General features: G+C 66.3%; 18 protein-coding genes. 10 read left to right on the top strand and 8 right to left on the bottom strand.

Annotated elements, in window-relative coordinates; all coding sequences use genetic code 11:
- Positions 1–571 precede the first annotated feature (571 nt).
- On the bottom strand, positions 572–1,591 hold the full coding sequence (locus BKN51_RS29320; RefSeq protein WP_101610710.1) for an SAM-dependent methyltransferase: 1,020 nt from the start codon (positions 1,589–1,591) through the stop codon (positions 572–574).
- Positions 1,592–1,656: 65 nt separating this feature from the next.
- Here BKN51_RS29320 and BKN51_RS43320 point away from each other — a divergent pair, with 65 nt between their 5' ends.
- The 7 genes from BKN51_RS43320 to BKN51_RS29350 all read left to right on the top strand — a co-directional run bounded on the left by BKN51_RS43320 (position 1,657) and on the right by BKN51_RS29350 (position 8,994).
- Complete coding sequence (locus BKN51_RS43320; protein WP_217359056.1) at positions 1,657–1,932, top strand: hypothetical protein; 276 nt, start codon at positions 1,657–1,659, stop codon at positions 1,930–1,932.
- Between the two features lie 57 nt (positions 1,933–1,989).
- Positions 1,990–3,750: a non-ribosomal peptide synthetase gene (locus BKN51_RS29325; RefSeq protein WP_101610711.1), complete on the top strand. Its 1,761-nt coding sequence runs from the start codon at positions 1,990–1,992 to the stop codon at positions 3,748–3,750.
- 14 nt (positions 3,751–3,764) lie between these two features.
- The gene (locus BKN51_RS29330) at positions 3,765–3,983 is read left to right on the top strand and encodes an MbtH family protein (RefSeq protein WP_101610712.1); all 219 of its coding nucleotides are present in this window, start codon (positions 3,765–3,767) and stop codon (positions 3,981–3,983) included.
- Positions 3,980–5,521 (top strand): 4-hydroxyphenylacetate 3-hydroxylase family protein, encoded by a 1,542-nt coding sequence (locus BKN51_RS29335; protein WP_101610713.1) that lies wholly within the window; start codon positions 3,980–3,982, stop codon positions 5,519–5,521. The genes BKN51_RS29330 and BKN51_RS29335 overlap by 4 nt, the downstream gene beginning before the upstream one ends.
- A 63-nt stretch (positions 5,522–5,584) precedes the next feature.
- Positions 5,585–6,616 carry a methyltransferase gene (locus BKN51_RS29340; protein WP_101610714.1) on the top strand — a complete coding sequence of 344 codons (1,032 nt, stop codon included), beginning with the start codon at positions 5,585–5,587 and terminating at the stop codon, positions 6,614–6,616.
- 221 nt (positions 6,617–6,837) lie between these two features.
- On the top strand, positions 6,838–8,235 hold the full coding sequence (locus tag BKN51_RS29345; RefSeq protein WP_101610715.1) for an FAD-binding oxidoreductase: 1,398 nt from the start codon (positions 6,838–6,840) through the stop codon (positions 8,233–8,235).
- A 78-nt stretch (positions 8,236–8,313) separates the two neighbouring features.
- The gene (locus BKN51_RS29350; protein WP_101610716.1) at positions 8,314–8,994 is read left to right on the top strand and encodes a glutamate racemase; all 681 of its coding nucleotides are present in this window, start codon (positions 8,314–8,316) and stop codon (positions 8,992–8,994) included.
- 73 nt (positions 8,995–9,067) lie between these two features.
- Here BKN51_RS29350 and aroF read toward each other — a convergent pair whose 3' ends face one another.
- Both aroF and BKN51_RS29360 read right to left on the bottom strand, forming a co-directional pair.
- A complete protein-coding gene (gene aroF / locus BKN51_RS29355) occupies positions 9,068–10,102 on the bottom strand; it encodes a 3-deoxy-7-phosphoheptulonate synthase (protein ID WP_233222950.1) in 1,035 nt (344 codons plus the stop codon).
- Between the two features lie 136 nt (positions 10,103–10,238).
- Positions 10,239–11,510 (bottom strand): aminotransferase-like domain-containing protein, encoded by a 1,272-nt coding sequence (locus BKN51_RS29360; RefSeq protein ID WP_233222949.1) that lies wholly within the window; start codon positions 11,508–11,510, stop codon positions 10,239–10,241.
- Positions 11,511–11,721: 211 nt separating this feature from the next.
- Between BKN51_RS29360 and hppD the strand changes: the two genes are divergently transcribed.
- A complete protein-coding gene (gene hppD, locus BKN51_RS29365) occupies positions 11,722–12,789 on the top strand; it encodes a 4-hydroxyphenylpyruvate dioxygenase (protein WP_233222948.1) in 1,068 nt (355 codons plus the stop codon).
- 132 nt (positions 12,790–12,921) lie between these two features.
- Positions 12,922–14,310 carry a condensation domain-containing protein gene (locus tag BKN51_RS29370; protein WP_101610719.1) on the top strand — a complete coding sequence of 463 codons (1,389 nt, stop codon included), beginning with the start codon at positions 12,922–12,924 and terminating at the stop codon, positions 14,308–14,310.
- A 71-nt stretch (positions 14,311–14,381) separates the two neighbouring features.
- On the opposite strand, the gene BKN51_RS29375 is transcribed toward BKN51_RS29370, so the two are convergent.
- The 3 genes from BKN51_RS29375 to BKN51_RS29385 are packed head-to-tail and all read right to left on the bottom strand — an operon-like array spanning position 14,382 to position 16,969.
- Complete coding sequence (locus BKN51_RS29375) at positions 14,382–15,602, bottom strand: cytochrome P450 family protein (RefSeq protein ID WP_101610720.1); 1,221 nt, start codon at positions 15,600–15,602, stop codon at positions 14,382–14,384.
- Between the two features lie 42 nt (positions 15,603–15,644).
- A complete protein-coding gene (locus tag BKN51_RS29380; protein ID WP_101610721.1) occupies positions 15,645–15,842 on the bottom strand; it encodes a hypothetical protein in 198 nt (65 codons plus the stop codon).
- A 47-nt stretch (positions 15,843–15,889) separates the two neighbouring features.
- The gene (locus tag BKN51_RS29385; RefSeq protein WP_101610722.1) at positions 15,890–16,969 is read right to left on the bottom strand and encodes a DUF2855 family protein; all 1,080 of its coding nucleotides are present in this window, start codon (positions 16,967–16,969) and stop codon (positions 15,890–15,892) included.
- Positions 16,970–17,204: 235 nt separating this feature from the next.
- Between BKN51_RS29385 and BKN51_RS29390 the strand changes: the two genes are divergently transcribed.
- Positions 17,205–18,245: an NAD(P)-dependent alcohol dehydrogenase gene (locus tag BKN51_RS29390; protein ID WP_101610723.1), complete on the top strand. Its 1,041-nt coding sequence runs from the start codon at positions 17,205–17,207 to the stop codon at positions 18,243–18,245.
- Between the two features lie 469 nt (positions 18,246–18,714).
- Here BKN51_RS29390 and BKN51_RS29395 read toward each other — a convergent pair whose 3' ends face one another.
- Complete coding sequence (locus BKN51_RS29395; RefSeq protein ID WP_101610724.1) at positions 18,715–19,905, bottom strand: acyltransferase family protein; 1,191 nt, start codon at positions 19,903–19,905, stop codon at positions 18,715–18,717.
- Positions 19,906–20,272: 367 nt separating this feature from the next.
- The gene (locus BKN51_RS29400) at positions 20,273–21,100 is read right to left on the bottom strand and encodes an SCO6745 family protein (protein WP_101613526.1); all 828 of its coding nucleotides are present in this window, start codon (positions 21,098–21,100) and stop codon (positions 20,273–20,275) included.
- Positions 21,101–21,174 lie beyond the last annotated feature (74 nt).

The following is a 21,174-nucleotide window of genomic DNA, read 5'->3' on the forward strand; positions in this document are numbered from 1 at the left end:
GTCACAATCTATGTCCCGTCGTAGGCGCGCACCTGCGGCGACGCGCTATCGTGTGGTTGTCGTGGCGACACGATCGGCCACCCGTTCACTCGCTCGGCCATGGCCTCACCCTCATGCTCCCGACAGCCACGTTGGCGTCCGACGTTTACCGGCGGTGTCGATCACAGAGTCGTTCACAATGCCTCCCGGATCCATGAATTCTGAAGCCATGTGACCGCCGACGGAGGGGCCAGTGGTCCACGCTCACATCTTCGACCACGGCGGCAGATCTGCCATCTTCGAAAATGCGACGTTCCGGGCACTCCACCGGGAAGGTGATCTCGCCGGCCGCGGACGTGAGCCGCGCACCAGCGCCCTCATGCCGCCGCGGAGAGCGCGCCCGAGTCGAACGTCGCGGCCAACTCCCCCGTGCAGCGCGGGGGTCCCGCCCGCGCGAGGTCGTTCTGTTCCGGACACAATCGGCAACAGAGGCAACGTATTCCACTGAAACAGGAATGGCTGGGTGACCGAACGTCACCCAGCCATTATTCGATCCTGCGTTTACCGCGTCCACCGTACTCGCCTGGTGCTACTACTGCTTCCTGGCACAGAGGATCATGTAGGTGAGGTGATCCGGACCCAACTGGAATGCCTCCTGCATTCCCTGCCTGATGGCCACGGTCATCTCCTCGCCGTACTCTTCGACGAGGAGATGACTCACCTTGTCGTAGTGGTCGATGTGGCGCTTGCCAGTGTTGGCGTACGCGCGGCGACTCTGGATCCGTTCCTCCACCACGAATCCCGCAGACTCGAACTCCTTGATCCAACTCTCCGTTGTCATGGGCTCGCGGGCCTGGGGGAATGCCTTCTTCGCCTGTGAGGCGTCCGACGTCTTCGCCATCTCGGCGACAGCGACGCAACCACCGGGCCGGAGCACCCGATGGAGTTCCAGCAGTGCTTTCTCCAGGTCGAAGGCGTGGAAGAGCGACTCGATCGCGACCGCGGCGTCGAAATGATTCTCGGGGAAGGGCAGCGCGTGGTAGTCGGCGACCTCGAATCGGGCCTGGTCGGACACGCCGAGCTCACTTGCCCGGGTTTGGGCCTTTTCCGCCTCGACGGGGCTGATCGTGACACCGGTGACCTGGGCGCCGTACTCGCCGACGATGTGAATCGCCGCGGCGCCGAGGCCACAACCGGCGTCCAGCAGGTTCTCGCCACCACGCAAGCCGAGAGTGTCCACGACCTTGCGGGTGAGGCGCTTGGCACCCTCCTCCAGCGAAGCGTCGTCGCTGTCGTCGTACCAGTAACCCAGGCGTTCGTAGCCGTAGAAGTACTTTTCCGCCAATTGGCTCGCGCCGTCGTACAACTCAGCGACCTCGGCCAGTGTCCAGTTCAGTTCTCTCACGGAATTCTCCATCTGGCGATAGGTTTGGTTACAGCAATCACAGCGCGCCCCTTGGCGCCCGCGTCTTCCCGGTTGCGCGATGTGGGTAGGCGACGAGCTGCCATAGGTCGGCGAACTCCTCTGCGGCCTGGCCAGTAGTCGACACGGTAATGCCGAGTCCGGAGATTTCAGCGACGCGCGCAGCAACTCCCGGTATTCGTCAACCATCGCGACAATGCTCGGTCATCGAAATCGAGACTGTTGAACGCTCTTACCCCAGGCTGCGCTTCATCATGCCCGCCCACCCCCTCGCCGGCATCTTGGTGCGTGCTGCGCATGGACCCGTCCTGGTGCTGCCCGCGCCGTCCTTTCCGCAACTGACAAGATGCGCCGAAGTCGGCACCTACCGCATCGTAGGCAAGAGAAGCAGCGAGGGTCGGCCCGTTCAGCCGAGGAACACAATCTTCCTGGAGATGATCGAGCGGACGGGCACGACCACGTTCGGCAGTTCGACTTTCACGAACCTCTACGCCGCCTTCGCGATGCGGTGGAACCAGGACTCGGCTTGATTGCCGGACCGAACGCGGATCGCCGAACCAGCCGACGCAGGTTGACAGGAGGAAGGCATGACAGCGTTTTCGATCCCCACCCGGTTCGCTGAGCAGGTCGCGCGGACACCGGAGGCGGCTGCCGTATCCGAGGCCGCGAGCGGGACCGCGCTGACCTATCGGGAACTGGACCACCGGGCCAACCAGCTCGCGCACCACCTCATCGGACTCGGGGTCGGCCATGAGGACCGGGTGGCGGTGCTGGTGGAACGGTCGATCGGCCTGGTGGTGGCATTCCTCGCGATCCTCAAGGCGGGCGCGACCTATCTGCCGATCCACGAGGCGTATCCGGCCGACCGGCGGCAGTGGGTGGTGGACCATGCCGGCGCCACGGTGCTGCTGGTGGACGACGCGACGCGCGCGGCAGGCGTGCCGACCGGTGTGCCGGTCGTCGCGGTGGGCGATCCGGCCCTCGCCGACGAACCAGCCGCCGACCCCGAAGTGCCGATCCATCCCGACCAGCTGGCCTACGTGATCCACACGTCGGGTTCCACTGGCCAGCCCAAGGGCGTCGCGGTGACCCAGCGGGACGTTGTGCGGCTCTTGTCTGATCCGAAATGGTCGGTCGAGCGGTACGCGCGGTTGTTGCTGCTGGCACCGTACGCCTTCGACATCTCCATCTTCGAGATCTGGATGCCGCTGCTGCACGGCGGCCAAGTGGTCATCGCGCCACCAGGGCGGCTGGAGCCCACGACACTGCGACAACTGATCACGACGCACCAAATCACCGGACTCCATCTGACCGCGGGCTTGTTCCGAGTGATCGCCGAGGAAGCGCCGGAAACGTTGATCGGGCTGCGCGAGATCCTCACCGGCGGTGACGTGATCTCGCCAGTGGCGGTTCGCCGGGTGCTCGACGTCTGCCCCGACGTCGTGGTCCGCGCGACATATGGCGCGACCGAGGGGACGGTGCTCTCCACGCGCCACCTCCTGACGCGCGGCACGGAACTCGGCGCGGTCGTGCCGATCGGCGACGCGCTGACCGAGATCACGATCCACATCCTGGACGCCCACCTCGCGCAGGTACCCGCAGACGTCGTCGGCGAAATCTACCTCGCGGGCGAGGGCGTCGCACGCGGTTACCTCGGCCAGACCGACCTGACCGCCGAGCGGTTCGTCGCCGACCCGTTCGGTCTGCCGGGAGCTCGCATGTACCGGACCGGCGACCTGGCCCGCCGGACCACCGAAGGTCTGATCGAGTTCGTCGGCCGGGAAGACAGCCAGGTGAAGATCCTCGGCTTCCTCGTCGAACTGGCCGAGGTGGAGTCGGCGCTGGCCGGCTATCCGGGGCTGGCCCAGTTCGTCGTCCTGGCGCGCGAACTCGAACACGGGGAGAAGCAACTGGTCGGCTACGTCGTGCCGGAGGCCGGCGAACTGGACCTTGCGGCGTTGCGTGCTTACGCCAGGACAAAGCTGCCCGATTACATGGTCCCCGCCGTGTTCGTCGAACTGGACTCCCTGCCGCTGACCGCCAACGGCAAGGTGGACCGCGCGGCGATGCCGGAACCGGACTTCGCCGAGGTTCCCACCTACCGCGCGCCGGAAACGTCGCTGCAGCAGAGACTTTGCGAGATCTTCAGCTCCGTGCTCGACGTACCCGAGGTCGGGATCGATGACAGTTTCTTTGATCTCGGCGGCCAGTCGCTGCAGGCGATGCGACTGCTCAACCGGATCAAGGGCGAGGTCGGCGTCGAGGTGTTGATCAACGTGCTGTTCGACTTCCCGACCGTAGCCGAACTGACCGCACATATCGAAGCCAAGCAGTCCTCGGCGGCCTGACGAAGGAGAGACAGATGGCCAACCCGTTCGAAGTACCGGACGCCGAATACGCCGTGCTGCGCAACCAGCAGAACCAGCACTCGCTGTGGCCCGCCGACGTCGCCGTACCGGATGGCTGGACCGTCGTGCACGGGCCAGGGCCCCGGACGGAGTGCCTGGCCTATGTGCGCGAGCATTGGGTGGATATCCGTCCGACGCAGGTCGCCGAGTTCATCGCCGCGGTGCCCCGATGACTGAGCAGACCAAGCCGCTGACCGGAGCCGAGTACCTCGAGAGCCTGCGCGACGACCGGGAGATCTATCTGTACGGCGAGCGGGTCAAGGATGTGACCGAGCATCCGGCGTTCCGCAACACGGCGCGGATGACCGCGCGGCTCTACGACGCGCTGCACGACCCGGAGCACCGGGACGTGCTCACCACCGCCACCGACGCCGGCGGAAATGGCTACACGCACCGCTTTTTCACCACGCCGCACAACGCCGCCGACCTGGTCGCCGACCAGCAGGCCATCGCGGCGTGGTCCAGGCTGAGCTACGGCTGGATGGGACGCAGCCCGGACTACAAGGCGTCGTTCCTCGGCACGCTCGGCGCGAACGCCGACTTCTACAACCCGTTCGCCGACAACGCGCGGCGCTGGTACCGGGAGTCGCAGGAGAAGGTCCTGTACTGGAACCATGCCTTTGTGCATCCGCCGGTGGACCGGCATCTGCCACCGGACCAGGTCGCCGATGTGTTCATTCACGTCGAGCGCGAGACCGACAGCGGCCTGATCGTGAGCGGGGCGAAGGTGGTGGCCACCAACTCCGCGCTGACGCACTACAACTTCATCGCCCATACCGGGCTGCCGATCAAGGACCGCAAGTTCGCCATCGTGGCCACTGTGCCGATGGACGCGGCCGGCATAAAACTGATCTGTCGCCAGTCATATTCCGCCGCGGCGGCGCTGACCGGCAGCCCGTTCGACTACCCGCTGTCGTCCAGGCTGGATGAAAACGACACCATCCTGGTGATGGACAAGGTGCTCATCCCGTGGGAGAACGTGTTCATCTACGGCGATGTCGCCAAGGTCGGCATGTTCACCGGGCATTCCGGGTTCAACGAACGCGCCATGTTCCACGGCTGCACGCGGCTCGCGGTCAAGGTGGAGTTCATCGCCGGGCTACTGGCCAAGGCGCTGGACATCACCGGGGCCGGCGAGTTCCGCGGCGTGCAGACCAGGCTGGGCGAAGTGCTCGCCTGGCGGAACCTGTTCTGGGGGCTGTCCGACGCCGCAGCGCGAAACCCGGTGCCATGGCGAAATGGCGCGGTACTGCCCAATCCGAACTACGCCATGGCGTACCGGTGGTTCTCCCAGGTCGGCTACGCCAGGATCCGGGAGATCGTGTTGCAGGACGTCGCGAGCGGGCTGATCTACCTGAACTCCAGCGCGCAGGACTTCCACAACGACGACATCCGGCCGTACCTGGACAAGTACCTGCGCGGCTCGCACGGCGTCGAGGCGGTCGACCGGGTGAAGGTGATGAAGCTGCTCTGGGACACGGTCGGCTCGGAGTTCGGCAGTAGGCACGAACTCTACGAACGCAACTATTCCGGAAACCACGAGAACACCAGGACCGAGTTGCTGCGCGGTCAACTCGGCGACGGGCAACTGGATGGTTACCGCGCGCTCGTCGACCGCTGCCTTGCCGAGTACGACCTGGACGGCTGGCAGGTACCCGACCTCGCCTCGTTCACCGAAATCGGCGAGATCGGCCGCGCCACCCTTCGCTGAGTTCGTCGTTCCGGGCTTAAGTGAGTCCTTGTCCGAAACAATGAGTGATAGGGAAACTATTCTATGAGCACGACCGAAGATGCTCCAACGCCGCCGTTGGAGATCCCCCCGCAGATCCAGATGATCCAGCTGCTGACTGGATTCGAGGTATCGCAGGCGCTGTATGTGGTAGCCAAGCTCGACATCGCCACGATCCTCCGCAACGGCCCACGGACGATCGACCAGCTCGCCGCCGAGACGAACGCCGACGTCGACGCGCTCGGACGGATCATCCGTTTCCTCGCCAGCATTGGCGTCTTCCGCACCGACGGCGACCAAATCGAGGTCACGGAGCTGGGAATGACTCTCGCTGACGAGCACCCCGGCTCGGTCCGGTACGGCGCGCTCTATTTCATGGAGACGCACTATGCGCCGTTCGGTGACCTGCTACACACGGCGCTGACCGGAGAGACCGCGGCCACCCGCTATTACGGGCAGCCGTTCTTCGACTGGATCTCCGCCGCCCCCGAGCGGGTGGAGGTGCAGAACCGCGCCTTTGCGAACTTCACCAACAGCCAGCGTGCCGGCATGTTCGAGGGTTACCGGCTACCGGACGGCGCCGTCGTCGCCGACATCGGCGGAGCTGACGGCTCGATGCTCGTACAGTTGCTTGCCGACGCCCCGGACCGCCGTGGCATCGTGTTCGACCGCCCGGAAGTCATAGCGGCGGCCCAGAAAACGCTGGCCGACCACGGTATGGCCGACCACGCCCACACCGTCGGTGGCGATTTTTTCGAGTCCGTTCCGGCTGCGGACGTCTACGTCCTCGCCTACATCCTCCACGACTGGGACGACCAGTCCTGTCGGCGGATCCTGCACACCATCGCGGCGGCGGCCAAGCCCGGTGCCAGAGTCGTTCTCGTCGAGGCGGTGATCCCGCCAGGAGACGCACCACATCCGGCCAAGGGGATCGACCTCACCATGCTGGTGCTGGTGAGCGGGCGCGAGCGCACTGCCGAGGAGTACCGGGCACTCCTGGACTCGGCCGGCTTCGTCCTGGACCGCATCGTGCCGAGCCCGACACCGTTTTCGTTCATCGAAGCGACGCTGCGCTGAAACGCTGCTCAATCACGGCCGGCCCTCCGGCCGTGATTGACCCGGCCCGATTCCCTGGCCGTGAGCTGATCAAACGACATGTCTTTCACAGAGCGCGACCGTGACTCGCGGTGTCGCGTCACCCAGTCCGCCGTCTCGCCCGAGACACGACCTCCGCGCGAATGCGGTGTTCGCGCCGGTGGGCTGGAGTCATACCGGACGGGCGGGTTACGTTGGCTCCCATGGGACTTCCGATCGACGATCTGCTGGCGGTCCTGCCCGCCGGCCGGGTGCTCACCGATCCTGACGTGCTGGCCGCCCACTGCCGGGACGAGGCCGACCTGTGTGACGCGGGTACGCCGCTCGCCGTGGTGCGTCCGCGGAGTACCGCGGAGGTCGCCGCCACCGTGCGGGTGGCCGCCGCACACCGGTTGCCGGTCGTCCCGCAGGGCGCGCGCACCGGGCTGACCGGCGGGGCCAACGCGGTCGACGGCGCCCTCGTCGTGTCGCTGACCGGGTTGAACCGGATCATCGAGATCGACCCGGACGAACAGATCGCGGTCGTGCAACCGGGCGTGGTCAACGCCGAGCTGTGCCGGGCCGCCGCCAAGGAGGGGCTCGCCTACCTGCCGGACCCCGGCTCCTTCGAGTCCTCGACGATCGGCGGCAACGTGTCGACCGACGCGGGTGGCATGTGCTGCGTCAAATACGGTGTCACCGGCGAGTACGTGCTCGGCTTGGAAGTCGTGCTCGCCGACGGCGAGATCCTGCGCTGCGGCCGCCGGACCGTGAAGGGGGTCGCCGGATACGACCTGACCGGTCTCTTCGTCGGGTCAGAGGGCACGCTCGGGATCATCACCGAGATCACCGTCCGGCTCCGGCCCGCGCCGGAGGCGGCCCGCACCATGGTGGCGGTGTACCCGACGGTGGCGGCGGCCGGGCGAGCGGTTTCGTCGGTCATCGCCGCCGGCCACGTGCCCAGCATGCTCGAGCTGCTCGATCGCACGCATCTGCGGGCGATCGAGGCGTATCGGCCGCAGGGTCTGGACACCGAGGCCGCGGCCATGTTGCTGATCGCCACGGACACCCACGCCGCGACCGACCTCGCCGCGATCGCCGACTGCTGCCGGTCGGCGGGCGCGAGCGAGCTGTACGTCGCCGAGGACGCGCTCGAGGCCCAGGCGTTGACCAGCGCTCGCCGGCTGGCTCACCCGGCGATGGAACACCTCGCGGTACAAGCTTTTCCCAGTGGCCGCGGCGGTCTCGTCGTGGACGATGTCGCCGTGCCGAGGACGCGGGTCGCCGACCTCGTCGCCGGCGTCGAGGAGATATCGGCACGGCACGGTGTACTGGTGGGCGTGGTCGGACACGCCGGCGACGGGAACCTGCACCCGGTCATCGTGGTCGACCGGGCAGATCAGTCCAGTATGGACAGTGGGCGGCTGGTGTTCGACGAAATCATGCGGCTGGGCCTTTCGCTGGGCGGAACCTGCACCGGTGAGCACGGCGTCGGCCTGCTCAAACGAGACTGGCTCGCGCGTGAGATCGGCCCCGTCGGCATGAGGATCCACCGGGCGGTGAAGCTGGCATTCGACCCGGACGGGATCTTCAACCCCGGCAAGGTGATCGCGCTCCGCTGACGGCACGCCGGAGGAAGTCAGCGGCCCGTCCCGGCTGGAACCATCGACGGAGAGGACACCTGCGGGGACGGAGACTCGATGACGATGGACGATGCGACGCCCGCGGTGGCGGTCATCGCCGGCACGCCCTATGACTCCGGCCTGGGCGCCGAGTTGTTGCGGGCCAAGGGACTGAGGACGGTCCCGTACGCCATGGCCGGTTCACCGGACGAGCAGGATTCCTTGCAGTACCGGGCGCCCGGTGTGCTGTCGGCGGCGTTCCACGCCCGTCTCGACGAGCTGCACGCACGGGGAACCGAGCTGGCGATGCTGTTCTGCAATTCGCTGTCCGCCGTGGTGGACCACGACAGCTCGGCGCTGCCGGTGGTCTCACCCGTCACCGTCTACCGGGAACTGTTCCCGGAGCTGCGCTCGTCATTGGTGGTCACCGGGAACGCGCACGCCGTCGTCGGCGTCGAGCGGACCGCCGGGCAGGTCGCCCCCGGCCACCGGATGCTCGGGGTGTCGGATCCCGCCTTGGTCCGCGGGATCGAGGCCGGTGACCCGGCGGCGGCGTTCGACGGCTCGCATCTGCCGACCACCTTGCGTCTCGCCGAGCGCCTCGGCCTCGACGCCGTCGTCCTGGCGTGTACGCATTTCACGGCCGTACTGCCCTTCGTGACCGCCGCCTGCGACCTGCCCGTCGTCGACGTCGGCGCCAGGCTCGTCGAACTGACCGTCCAGGCGGCCGCGAACCGGGTACCCGTCGGCCGAGCTTGAGTCAGGCGGAAGTCCGTGAAGGACTCCTTGAGAGACCCAGGGTCCCTCAAGGAGTCCTTCATGGACTCGGGGTTCAGCCGGCGAGGAGACGCCGATTCCACCAGTTCGACGGTCGTCGCCCGACCACTCCGGTCAGCGCGTCGATCTCCTTCGCCAACCGACGCAGATCCTCGGCCACGAGTGCTTGCGGGCCGTCGCATTTCGCCTGCTCGGGATGCGGGTGGACGTCGATGAGCACGCCGTCCGCGCCGACGGCGATCGCCGCCCGTGAAAGGGGAAGGACGAGATCCCGCCGCCCTCCGGAATGCGAGGGGTCGATCATGACGGGCAGATGCGAAAGTCCTTGGACGACCGGCACCGCCGAGATGTCGAGCGTGTTGCGGGTGGCGGTCTCGAAGGTGCGGATACCGCGCTCGCACAGGACGATGTCGAGGTTGCCGCGTTGCGCGATGTATTCGGCGGCCATCAGCCATTCCTCGATGGTCGCGCTCATGCCGCGCTTGAGCAGCACCGGCTTGCCCGCCTCGCCGACCGCCTGCAGCAACCCGAAGTTCTGCATGTTCCGGGTGCCGATCTGCAGCATGTCCGCGTACCCGGCGACCATCTCGACGTCGTGGGCCGCGACCACCTCGGTGACCACCGGCAGTCCGGTCTCCGCGCGGACGTCGGCCAGGATCCGCAGACCGAGCTCACCGAGGCCCTGGAAAGCGTACGGCGACGAGCGCGGTTTGAACGCGCCACCGCGCAGCAACGTCGCGCCCGCGGCTTGGGCCATCCGCGCCGCTTCCAGGGTCTGCTCGGGGGTTTCCACCGCGCACGGCCCGGCGATCAGGGTGACCGTGTCCGGACCGATGGGCACGCCGCGGACGTGCACCGTGGACCGTTCCGGGTGGTGCTCGAGGCTCACCAGCTTGTACTTGGCGGAGATGCGGTTGACGCTCTGCACCCCCCGCATCCCGCCGAGGTTGAGCGCGTCGAACCGGTCGACGTCGCCGACCAGCCCGATGACGACCCGGCTCACGCCGCGGCTGACGAAGGCGTCGCCGCCCGCCGCCTCCACCCGTTCGACGACAGCCTCGACATCTCCGGCCGCCGCATCGGTAGCCATGACGATGACCATGATTTCCACACCCTCCAGCACTACAGGCTTGGCCCGCCGGCGGGCGCCGGCGGTGTCCCGGTGGATCGAGCATCGAGCGGAGCGGCGGATACCGCGTCTCCACGGTTGTGCGACCGCCCCGGGATCAGTGGAGGCGTCCGATGATGAGGGCGGCGAGCCGGGTGACGCCTTCTTGGATCAGCTCCGGCGTGAGCAGGCTGATGGACAGTCGGAGTTGATGGAAGCCGCCTTTGCCGCCGTAGAAGTGGTGCATGGGGGTGAAGAGCACGCCGTGGTCGCGGGCGGCGTGTTCCAGTAGTTCGTCGTCGACGACGAACGGGACCGTGATGGTGACGAAGAAGCCGCCGGTCGGGGTGTTCCAGGTGACTTCGGTGTGCGGGCCGAGCCTGCGGTCGAGTTCGCTCAAGGTGAGGCGGAGATTGCGCTGGTAGATGGCGATCTCTCGGGTGTTGGCCTTGGTCAGGCTGAAGTCGTTGAGGAGGAGTTTCCCGGCGATGACGGCTTGGGCGATGGGGGAGGTGTTGACGGTGAGCATGCCTTTGAGTTTCGAGAGTTGGTCGGCGAGCAGTCCTCCACCGGCCATCTGCTGGTCGGCGACGGCGTAGCCGACGCGGGCGCCGGGCATGCCGGTTTTGGCGAAGGAGCCGAGGTAGACCACCGACTCGGATCGGTCGAGGGATTTCAGCGACGGGAGTCGTTCGGAGCCGAAGAGGCCGTAGGCGTTGTCCTCCAGGAGCAGGATCCCGTGATCCTGGGCGATATCGAGCAGACGATGGCGGGAGGGCAGATCCATGCTGGTAGCGGTGGGATTGGCGAAATCGGGTGTCACGTAACAAGCCCGGACCCGCTTGCCCGCCTCGCGGGCCAGTTTCACCTGGTGTGTCAAGTCATCGAGGTCGATCCCGTTCTCGTCCGACCGGACCGGCCAGACGGGGATATCGGTGAGCAGCGCCGCCCCGGTCAGCCCGACGTAGGTGGGGGCGGGAGCGAGCAGCACGTCCCGGTCGTCCGCCCGCAGCGCCCGGAGCACCAGGAACATGGCCTCCTGACAGCCGACGGTGACGACCACGGATTCAGGGGCGGCGTCGATGCCCTCGTCTTCGGCGAGGTTGCGGGCGATGAGCTCGGCGATGACGCCCTTCGTTGCCCCGTATTGGAAAAGTGTGCGGGTGACCGCGGTTTCAGCCAGCTTTCGACCGTGCCGGAGATGCTCGCAGTAGGCGTCGAGATAGTCGTGGATGAGGCGGACATCGAAGAACTCTTCGTACGGACGGCCCGCCGCCATGGAAATGGCCGCGGGATATTCGTCGATCAGTTCGTTGAGCAGATTCATCGACGAGATGGCCGGATCGGCGAGCGAACCGTGCAGCGCTTCCACGTTCAATTGAGTCGACAAACCGTTTCGCCTCCCGCGGCTGATCACCTTGTGGCCAGTATGCGTTCGGGGATATGCCTGCGGCTTCTCCGGTCCTGCGTTGTCAGCCCGCCGACGCGGGCAACATTAGAGAGGACAATGCCGGCCCGGCTTTGCGATTCTCAGGGGTGAGTGACACTGGCCGACGCGAGACGCCAGGCACCGAACGCAAGCCCATGGGAGGTTGGAGACCGTGCAGAACGTACTCCGGGATATGGCCATCGACTATGTCGAGCTGTACGTGGACGATATCGAAAGGAACCTCGCCTGGCTCGTCGACGGTTACGGTTTCGCGGTGCGCGCGAAGTCGGCCCCGGCGGACGGAACGACGCGGACGGTCAACGTCGGGCAAGGCGAGATCGACCTGTTGCTCACCGAATCGAACGGGGATCATCCCGCGCACGCCTATGTGGAACGGCACGGGGACGGTATCGGCGATATCGGCATCCGGGTGCCGGACGCCGCCGCGGCGTTCGCCGAGGCCGTGCGGCGCGGCGTGCGGCCGGTCATGGCGCCGGTCACCAAGGGCGCGGTGACCACCGCGACGATCGCCGGTTTCGGCGACGTGACGCACACCTTCGTCCAACGACCGGACGACTCGGCGGTAGCCGACGTGCGCGACCTCGTCGCGGTGCCCGGCCATGGTTCCGCCAAGGGGGGCGGGCTGCGCAGGGTGGACCATTTCGCGGTTCCCGTCGAGCCGGGCCGGCTCGACGAGACCGTCGAGTACTACCAGCGGGCGTTGGATTTCGACCTCGTCCTCACCGAGCGGATCGTCACCGGCGACCAGGCGATGTTCATCAAGGTCATCCAGAGCAAGTCGCGTGCGGTCACGTTCACGCTCGTCCAGTCGGACACCAGCATGGCGGTCGGCCAGGTCGACAGGTTTCTCAAAGAGAACGACGGCCCTGGCGTGCAGCACATGGCCTTCAGCACCACGGACATCCTCACCACGGTGCGGCGGCTCGCCGACGATGGCATCGGGCTGCTGACGACTCCGGACGCCTATTACACCGCGCTCGCCAACCGGGTGCGGCCGGAGAAGTATTCCGCCGATGAGCTGCGGGACCTGAACATCCTGGTGGACGAGGATCACGACGGCCAGCTCTATCAGATCTTCGCCAAGTCCGTTCACCCGCGGGGCACGCTGTTCCTGGAGATCATCGAGCGGGAGGGTGCGACATCGTTCGGCAGCTCGAACATCAAGCACCTGTACGACAGCGTTGAAGCGCACCAAGTACCCGGGTCGAGCGCGGCCTGACCGGCCCGCACTGGCATAGGTCGCGCTTCGCGAGCCATAGAAAGCGAGTTCAGAAATGAATTTCCGTCCTATCGCGGCTGAGTCCTGCGGTGCGAACGACGTCATGGCGACCGCCGGAATGGACGACAGCCAATGACCATCGAAGAGCAAATCCCGAGGACTGGCGACGAGAGAGTCAGACGTCCGCTTTCGGCCAACGAGGAATTCCTGTACGCCTTCGACCGGGGCAATGACGTCGGCGTATTCGGCCCGAGGATGATCGTCACGGCAGGCTGGCGCATTCACGGGCAGTTGGACATGACGATCGTGCAGCTCGCGCTGAACGATGTCGTCGCACGGCATGAGGCGCTCCGTACTTCCATCATCAGGGACACCGATGCCCCCCATGCCCGCGTCTACCCGCCGAGTCCGGTGCACCTCACGGTTGTCGACCTTCCGTCGGCAGCGGGGCAGGCCGACCGCGAGCGCCTGGCGCACGAGTTCCTCAACGAGGTCGACCGGACCGGTAGGCTCGCTGCCACGGAAATGCCGTTGCTGCAAGCCACACTGGGACGATTCGACGACGACGATGCGGTGCTCGTGCTGGTCGCCAGTCACCTGGTCAGTGACGGCTGGTCCATGCACGTGATCATGCGCGACTTCACCATCTGCTACGCGACACGTCGCGGGCTGCCCGCACCCGGGCTGCCGGCGATGCGCCAGTACGGCGAGTACGCGGACTGGCAGCAGCAGGCTGGCCACAGCGAGTCCGCCGGCATCGCGCGCGAGTACTGGCAGACCAAGCTGGCGGGCGGGCACATCCTCACCCTCCCCACCGACCAGCCCCGGCGGCTGGATGTCCCGCCGGTCTATTCGGTGTACCGGTTCCTGTTCGACCGGGAGCTGGCCGACGCCACCACGTCGCTGGCCAAGTCGCTGAACAGCTCGTCGTTCATGGTTCTCTATACCTGTTTCAACCTGTTCCTGTACCGCAGGACAGGCGTGCGTGACATCGTCTCGCCGATCATCACGGCCGGGCGCACAGAGCCCGGTTTCGACCACACAGTGGGAGCGTTGTTCAACTTCCTGCCGATCCGGACCGACTTGTCCGGCTGTGGGTCCTTCGCCGACCTCGTGCACCGGACCCGTGCCGCGTTGCTCGAGGCGTACTCCTACGAGCTGCCGTTCAACGAGATCATCGCTCAGTCCGAACCGGAACTGATGCGAGGTCCGACCATGAATGTGAACAGCGTCGTCACCGCGTTCCAGGTCTCCCAGTTCCCGTCGGAACCGGAAGCGGAGGGCTTCGGCGATATCTGCTGTACGGCGCTCCGTCGGCGCGTGACCTCGTCTGTCGACACCGGGGAAATCCCGGACGGCAACCTGTGGGACTTCGACCTGGATCCGGCCGGGGACGTGGTGGGTCTCGTGAAGTTCAACAGTCTTGATTTCGATGAGTCCACCATCATCGCGATGGTCGACGAATACCGGGAGTTGCTGCGCGCGTCGCTGAAGTCTCCGAATTCGGCGTTGCCGCGGTAGGAACCCAACGCGAGAACTGGATACGACGAGAACCCCGCCGGGGAAGGAGGCGGGGTTCTCGCTTCGGCGCTTCAGCCTTTCAACAACAGCGGGACTTCCGCGTACCCGTTGAAGATGAACGTCGCCGCGGGCTTCAGCTCGGCGGCCGGCACGGCCAGCTTGAGGTCGGGGAACCGTTCGAACAACGCCGGCAGCGCGACCATCGCCTCCATGGTGGCCAGCGCCGGACCGAGGCAGCGATGCCGCCCGTAACCGAAGCTGAGGTTGCTCTTGTCCGCACGGGTGATGTCGAACTCCGCGGCCGTCTCTCCGTACTTCTCGACATCCTGGCCCGCCGCCAAGTAGTTGATGAGCACCAGGTCGCCCTTGGCGATGGTCACCCCGCCGATCTCGATGTCTTCGGTCGCGCAGCGGAAGGGCATCGAGCCGACGGCACCGTCTTTCCTGACCTCCTCCTCCCACGCGGCTTCCCAGCTGGCGGCGCCGGAGAGGACCATGGCCAGCTGTTCCGGGTGCGTGAGCAGGTCGACGACCGTGTAGCACAGGACGTTGGACGTGGTTTCCGTGCCACCGCCGATAAGCAGGTGCACCGAGCCGACGACCTCGTCGTCGGTGAGTGGCGCCTCGTCGTCTTCCGTCGCCTTCATGATGATCGTGGTGAGGTCGTCACCCGGCTCGCGGCGTTTGGTCTCCACCAGCCTGCCGATCGCGGATTGCCACTGGTGGAGGTTGGCCTCGGACTCTTCGGCGGTATTCGTCGTCTTCGCGTTCACGACGGCGCCGTGCAGCATGGCCTCTTGGTCCGCTTCCGGGATACCCAGGAGGTCACAGACCAGGATGGTCGACAGCGGGTAGAAATACCTGGCCTTGATGTCCACCACCTCGTCGGCGGGCACCGTCTCCAGATCGTCGAGGAGGCGGTTCACGATGCCCTCGATGATCGGCCGGGACTTCGCCACCTGCCTGCCGGTGAACGCCTGCGCGACGAGCTTGCGCAGACGGTCGTGTTCCTGCCCGTCCCTGGTCTGCATGTTGTCCATGCCGACCCAGGTGTAGAGCTCCCAGTCCTGCGGCACCTTGCCTTCTCGGAACTCGGGCCAGTTGTCCTTTGTGTTCTTCGCGATCCGGGGATCGACGAGCAGCTGCTTCGCGATCTCATAACCGGTCACGGACCAGGCGGTGTATCCGCCGTGCAGTTCCACACGGGTGACCGGGCCGCGGGCGCGCAGGTTCCTCGCCTCCCCGTGGAGGTCACTGCCGCTCCGGTCCAGAACGTACGGGCACTCATCCATTTCTTACTCCACACTGCCGACGACACCGGAAAGGTACAAAGGTCAGCCCATGATTCCGTGCATGATGGAACTCGGATAGTGCATGAGCTCCAGTTGTATGCAGGAATCCCATTTATCATCCGCACTGTCCGTGCCGCTGACGTCTTGCATGCTGCTCCGAATCGGCGCAATCAGGAAGTTGCCGGAATATTCTGTTGTTGTCGCAGGCGGCAGCCTGACAAAGAAACCAGCGACGCCCATCAGGCGTCGCTGGTTTCTTCTGATTCAAGAAAGGTGATGGAGGTTGGTCATGGCGTCAGGACGCGGCCCACATCCGGCGCCTGGTCTCCGGTGAGCAGGCACCGGAACGCGTCGGCCACCTCGGCAGGCCCCTGCCCGTGCCGGATGCCAAGCCAGGATGCCATTCGCCGCAGGAACCGGGTTTCCGACTCGTGGTACCGGGAGTAGTACGCGTCCGCTCCCTCCTCGGCGATGGCCTGGTCTTCGACCATCGGCGTGAAGAAGAGCTCCGGCTGCGGATCGGGCAGCCCGGCCGGCGCCTGGTCGCCCGGATCCGGGTGGTTGAAGCCGATGAGCACGCCGCAGGACAGCGACGGCGCGAATTCCTGGTATACCGCGTGGAGCAACTTGGCTGCGCCGGTGAAGTCGACGAGGACGGCCGGCGCCGTCACGGTAGCCGATTCGATGGCGTCGTAAGCGACCACTTCGTCGTAGATTCCCAGGCTCTCGACGAATTCCTTGTTGCCCGAGGACGTGATGGCGGTGGCCGCGATATCGACCTGTCGCTCCCGCAGCTCGTCGACCATGCCTATCGCCGTCTTGCAGGAAGCGCTGGTGACGATCAGCGACTTCGCGCCGAGTGCGGCCTGCCGTTCGACCAGGCCGGCGAGGTTGAAGGAAGCCGGGAACACGGGGCGCATGAGCGCGCGGAAGTCGTCCAGGTCATCCGGTTCGCCGGCGTGCTGGAAGGTCAGGTACCAGGGATGCAGGAACCCGCGCTGCGGCGACTTGTCCAGGAAACCCCGTGGCGTGGCTTCCGCTTGCACGGTGTGGTGGCTCGCCATCGGCACATAGCCGAAGTAGCGGCTGCCCACCGGGATGTCGGCGTTGCGGGACTCCGCGACGCGCACGAAACCCCAGAGCGGCACCCGGCCGAACTCCGGTGGACCGGGGAACGCGTTCCAGAACGGAATGATGTTCCCGTCGCCGAACTTCGCGTAACTGACGTTGTTGGCTGTGAGGCCGAACTTCTCGATCTCGAGCCGGACCTCGCCAGGCTGCAGCTCACCAAGGATCGGGACCCGGATTTCGCTCGCGGCGATATCGTTTCGCCTGACCAGCACTTCCCATTTTTCTCGCGTGGGCACAACGCCCCCTTCGCGTTAGTAGGTAGACCCCTGTGTGGCCATGCTGAAAGCATCGTGGCGATCGGTCGCTCCGGCAACTTCTCCACTGCGGTCTTCGTGGAGGTCATTCCGTAGATCCGGACAGCTCGGTTTTCGCTACCTCGTTCGGCAATTTGGAATACGTGGGCGCGGGGGCGGGGCTGGTTGACTCGATGGTGCCGTTGGTTGTAAGAGCCCGTGAGGAGAGTGTTGAGCCTTGTTCACCACTGACGCGTTTGCCGCATCGGCCGAGGGCGCCCCCCTCGGGGCGGAGACGATCACCCGGCGCGAGGCCGGGCCGCAGGACGTGCTGATCGACGTGGCGTACTGCGGGATCTGCCACACCGACATCCACATCGTGCGCGGGGAGTGGGGGCCGCAGCCTTACCCGCTGGTGCCCGGCCACGAGATCATCGGGACCGTCGCCGCTGTCGGAGCGGAGGTGACGCGGTTCTCGCCCGGAGACCGGGTCGGGGTCGGCTGCATGGTCAGGTCCTGCGGGGAGTGCGCGAGCTGCCGGACCGGCCAGGAGCAGGACTGCGCGAGCATGGTCGGCACCTACGGCGGCATCGACGCCGACGGCACCGTCACCCAGGGCGGCTACTCCGGGAAGATCGTGGTCGGCCAGGACTTCGTGCTCCGCATCCCCGAAGGCCTCGACCCGGCCGGGGCCGCGCCGCTGCTGTGTGCCGGCATCACCATGTACTCCCCGCTGCGTCGCTACGGCGCCGGTCCCGGCAAGAAGGTCGCTGTGGTCGGACTGGGCGGCCTCGGGCACGTCGGCGTCAAGCTCGCCGTCGCGATGGGCGCCGAGGTCACCGTGCTGTCCCAGACCCTGAAGAAGCTCGAGGACGGCATGCGCCTCGGCGCTGCCCACTACCACGCCACCAGCGACCCCGACACGTTCGCCAACCTCGCCGGTCAGTTCGACCTCATGATCAGCACCCTCAGTGCGCCCCCCGATCTCGCCGCCCTGCTGTCGCTGCTGGCCCCCGGCGGCACCCTGGTCAACGTCGGCATCCCCGCCGAGGCCCTCGCCCTGCCCGCTTTCTCCCTCGTCATGGGCCGCAAAACCCTCGCCGGTTCCCTGTTCGGCGGCATCGCCGAGACGCAGGAAATGCTCTACTTCTGCGCCGCCCACGACATCACCGCGGACATCGAGGTCATCACTCCCGACGCCATCAACACCGCCTACGAACGCGTCCTGGCCTCCGACGTCCGCTACCGCTTCGTTGTCGACACCGGCGCCCTCTCCTGACTTGAGTTTCATAGTCCTGGGGCTCGATCGGGCACCCCGGATGATTACGGAGCCCTTGGTTGATCTTGCTTCCCGTCAAGGGAAGAGGATCACACCAAGGGCTTCACCACTCCGACACCGCCGCCGCGCTCGGGGAACCCTGGACTGCGCCCCTGGACGCGCAACGCCTGGCACCGGGCGGCGATGCCGCCACCGTCGGCGCTGATCCACAATGGACGGTAGTGTCCCGAGTCGTTGATTCGTGCCTGAAGGGGACTTTCACCGCATGCGATGCGGGTAAAGCGCCCTTCACCGCGTGAGATGAGGGGAAAGTCCCCTTCAGCCCCACGCAGACTCAAGGCACGAATTTCCGGCGCAGGACGCTAGAGGCAAAGGTGATCGACAGCCGCACCCAGTGGTGGGCGGAGGTCGATCGTGACGAAAGGGGCGCCCGGATCGCTCCCGGCGCCCCTTTCGCGCGGCTGCCGCGCTAGGCGGCCCGGTCGATCTGGTCACCGGCCGGGATGGGCGTGACCACGGCCGTGCCGCGCCTGCGGCGGGAAGCGGCGAACCGCTTCATGATGGGCTGTTCGACGAACTTGAAGGTCGCCCAGGACAGCAGGAGTGACACCGCGAACAGCAGAATGATCACGGCGACCGCGGTCGCCGTGCTCCAGTTCTCACCCGCGCCCAGCCAGTGATGGCCGGCGACGAGCACGGGATAGTGCCACATGTAGAAGGCGAACGAGATGTCGCCCAGCCAGACCATCGGCCGGCTGCCGAGGAACGTCGGCAGCCGGTCGAGGTCGGCGGTCGCGCCGGCGGCGATGAGCAGGCCGAGTGGAACCACCATGATCGCGCTGAACTGGTAGAGCGGCCCGAACAACGGGGTGACGAAGTAGGCGCCGACGGTCAGCGCGACCGCTCCGCCGAGCTTCAACGGGAGCCGCCGCCCGGCGAGCACGACCTTGGCCAGGAACATGCCGAAGACGAACGTCAGCAGCTGCACCGCCGGGACGTGGAAGACGAACCACAGCTCCCAGTCGCTGAAGCCGTACGGGAACGGCGTGCCGGCCGGCAGCAGCTTGGCGAAGCTCGGGATGGACAGCACCGAGGCGGCCGAAAGGATTGTCCAGAACCACAGCCGCTCCGGCCGGACCTTGTTGACCAGCTTGATGAGGAACGGGAAGGCGAAGTAGAACAGCACCTCGCAGGACAGCGACCAGGCCACCACGTTGAAGCCGACGCGGACGTCGAGAGCGAGGTGCCAGCTCTGCAGCAGCAGCACGTTCAGCACGCCGTCCCAGCCCCGGACGGCCGTGCCGGTGATCACCGTCAGGATGACGAGCGCGGCCAGGAAGGTGATCAGGTGGTTGGGGTAGACCTTGAAGAACCGTCTGCGCCAGAACTTCGGCGCGGTGTCCCGTGGCCGCACGGCGCAGGTGAGGACGAAGCCGCTGAGGATGAAGAAGAAGGTCACCCCGGTGTAGCCGCCATTGGCGAACAGCGTGTCCGAGGTGGTCTGGGCGCCCGGTGAGGCGAATGGATAAAGCACGATCGTGTGAAAGACAAAAACCATTCCGGCCGCGATGAAACGTGCTCCGGTCAACGACGGTAAACGCGTAATCAGATTTCGCGCCGGGGGCGGGCCCAGGCGGGTTGCGACGGTTTCCTGCGACATTGACGTACTCCCCAGTTCCTGCTTTCCGAAGTGGCAGCTTTGAGGAGTTTCGCACGGTCGAAGGCGCGTCAACGCCTTCTATAAATGCCAACGTGGGGTGCCTGGTCAGGTGCTGTGAGTGATGCGTTCGAGGTCGCGAAAGGTGAGTCGCTATCGGTTAAAAGCAACAAGATGCCGGCGGTCGCCGACAATTTGCTACGCGCTCGTTGTCCGAAGATGCACGACCCACCCCGGCCGGGATGATTCCGTTGACATCAGAACTGTTGCCGCACGAGCCGGCCAAGAATGATCAGTACGTCGGCGAGGGAGAGCCGCGGCGGCGATGTCTGCTGTGTGCGGTCGTAGCGCGGGGCAACTTCACTGCTCGTCACTGCGACCCCGTGGCCACCAGCGTCGCGGTGATGGGTTCGAGCTCGGCGATCAGCTCGTCGAGCTCGGCGGAAGACAGGGCATCGTACGGCGGGGCGGCAAGCTCGTCGGTGAGGTCTTCGACGCGCTGCTTGGTCGCGCGGCCAGAGTCGGTGAACCGGCCGTCGGTGTCGACGAGCCCGCGCTCACGCAAGCCATCCATGACCGCGGCCAGCCGCTCCTTGGGCAGGTGATGGATGCGCCCGAACGACTCCGGCGGGTGAATGCCCATCTCCAGCGCGGAGAGCACGTGGGCCTCCGTGCCGCCGATGCGCGCGCCGACCAGAGCAGCGACGTGCCCGTCACAGCGGTGCTCACGCAGCATGGTCGCGGAATGCCACAGCCGGGCGACCGGATCGCCCGGCACCGGCAGTGCACGCATTCCGGCGTACACCACCCGACCCTCCATAGGCGCGCTCGTCGCGGCCTTGGTGGCCAGGTCGGCGGCACGCACCAGGCCAGGGGAGCCGGCCAACTCGTCACCAAGGATCCGCCGCAGCGAAGCCGCGCTCCCCCGCTCCCGCGCGGCGACCGACGCCTCGGGCGGGATCGTCTCCCACGCGCTCGGGACGTGCCGCGCGGCCTCCCCCTCGGCGAAGCTGTAAAAGGCCGCGTGCACAACCTGCGCCGGCACCCACCCCAGCGGTGCGGCACGGCTGGCGAAGTAGCCGTCCCAGTAGGTGCGGTGGCCGAGCGCGGCCAGCTCCTCGTTGCACTCGTCGGCGAGGTAGGTGACCAGGCAGATCGGCTCCAGGAGCTCGTACATGCGACGGGCGATTCTAGTCATGACAGGTATCATGCCCGCGGTTTACCGAAGTACATGAAGGCCCCCTTCCTTGCGTCTAGCGCAAGGTGAACTAC

The organism is Amycolatopsis sp. BJA-103 (assembly GCF_002849735.1).
In the GTDB taxonomy this organism is placed as follows: Bacteria; Actinomycetota; Actinomycetes; order Mycobacteriales; family Pseudonocardiaceae; genus Amycolatopsis.

Coding starts and splice junctions, on each gene's coding strand:
- BKN51_RS29320 (WP_101610710.1), bottom strand. CDS start 1,591: ATGGTTGACGAATACCGGGAGTTGCTGCGCGCGTCGCTGAAATCTCCG.
- BKN51_RS43320 (WP_217359056.1), top strand. CDS start 1,657: ATGCCCGCCCACCCCCTCGCCGGCATCTTGGTGCGTGCTGCGCATGGA.
- BKN51_RS29325 (WP_101610711.1), top strand. CDS start 1,990: ATGACAGCGTTTTCGATCCCCACCCGGTTCGCTGAGCAGGTCGCGCGG.
- BKN51_RS29330 (WP_101610712.1), top strand. CDS start 3,765: ATGGCCAACCCGTTCGAAGTACCGGACGCCGAATACGCCGTGCTGCGC.
- BKN51_RS29335 (WP_101610713.1), top strand. CDS start 3,980: ATGACTGAGCAGACCAAGCCGCTGACCGGAGCCGAGTACCTCGAGAGC.
- BKN51_RS29340 (WP_101610714.1), top strand. CDS start 5,585: ATGAGCACGACCGAAGATGCTCCAACGCCGCCGTTGGAGATCCCCCCG.
- BKN51_RS29345 (WP_101610715.1), top strand. CDS start 6,838: ATGGGACTTCCGATCGACGATCTGCTGGCGGTCCTGCCCGCCGGCCGG.
- BKN51_RS29350 (WP_101610716.1), top strand. CDS start 8,314: ATGACGATGGACGATGCGACGCCCGCGGTGGCGGTCATCGCCGGCACG.
- aroF (WP_233222950.1), bottom strand. CDS start 10,102: ATGGCTACCGATGCGGCGGCCGGAGATGTCGAGGCTGTCGTCGAACGG.
- BKN51_RS29370 (WP_101610719.1), top strand. CDS start 12,922: ATGACCATCGAAGAGCAAATCCCGAGGACTGGCGACGAGAGAGTCAGA.
- BKN51_RS29375 (WP_101610720.1), bottom strand. CDS start 15,602: ATGGATGAGTGCCCGTACGTTCTGGACCGGAGCGGCAGTGACCTCCAC.
- BKN51_RS29380 (WP_101610721.1), bottom strand. CDS start 15,842: ATGGGCGTCGCTGGTTTCTTTGTCAGGCTGCCGCCTGCGACAACAACA.
- BKN51_RS29395 (WP_101610724.1), bottom strand. CDS start 19,905: ATGTCGCAGGAAACCGTCGCAACCCGCCTGGGCCCGCCCCCGGCGCGA.
- BKN51_RS29400 (WP_101613526.1), bottom strand. CDS start 21,100: ATGACTAGAATCGCCCGTCGCATGTACGAGCTCCTGGAGCCGATCTGC.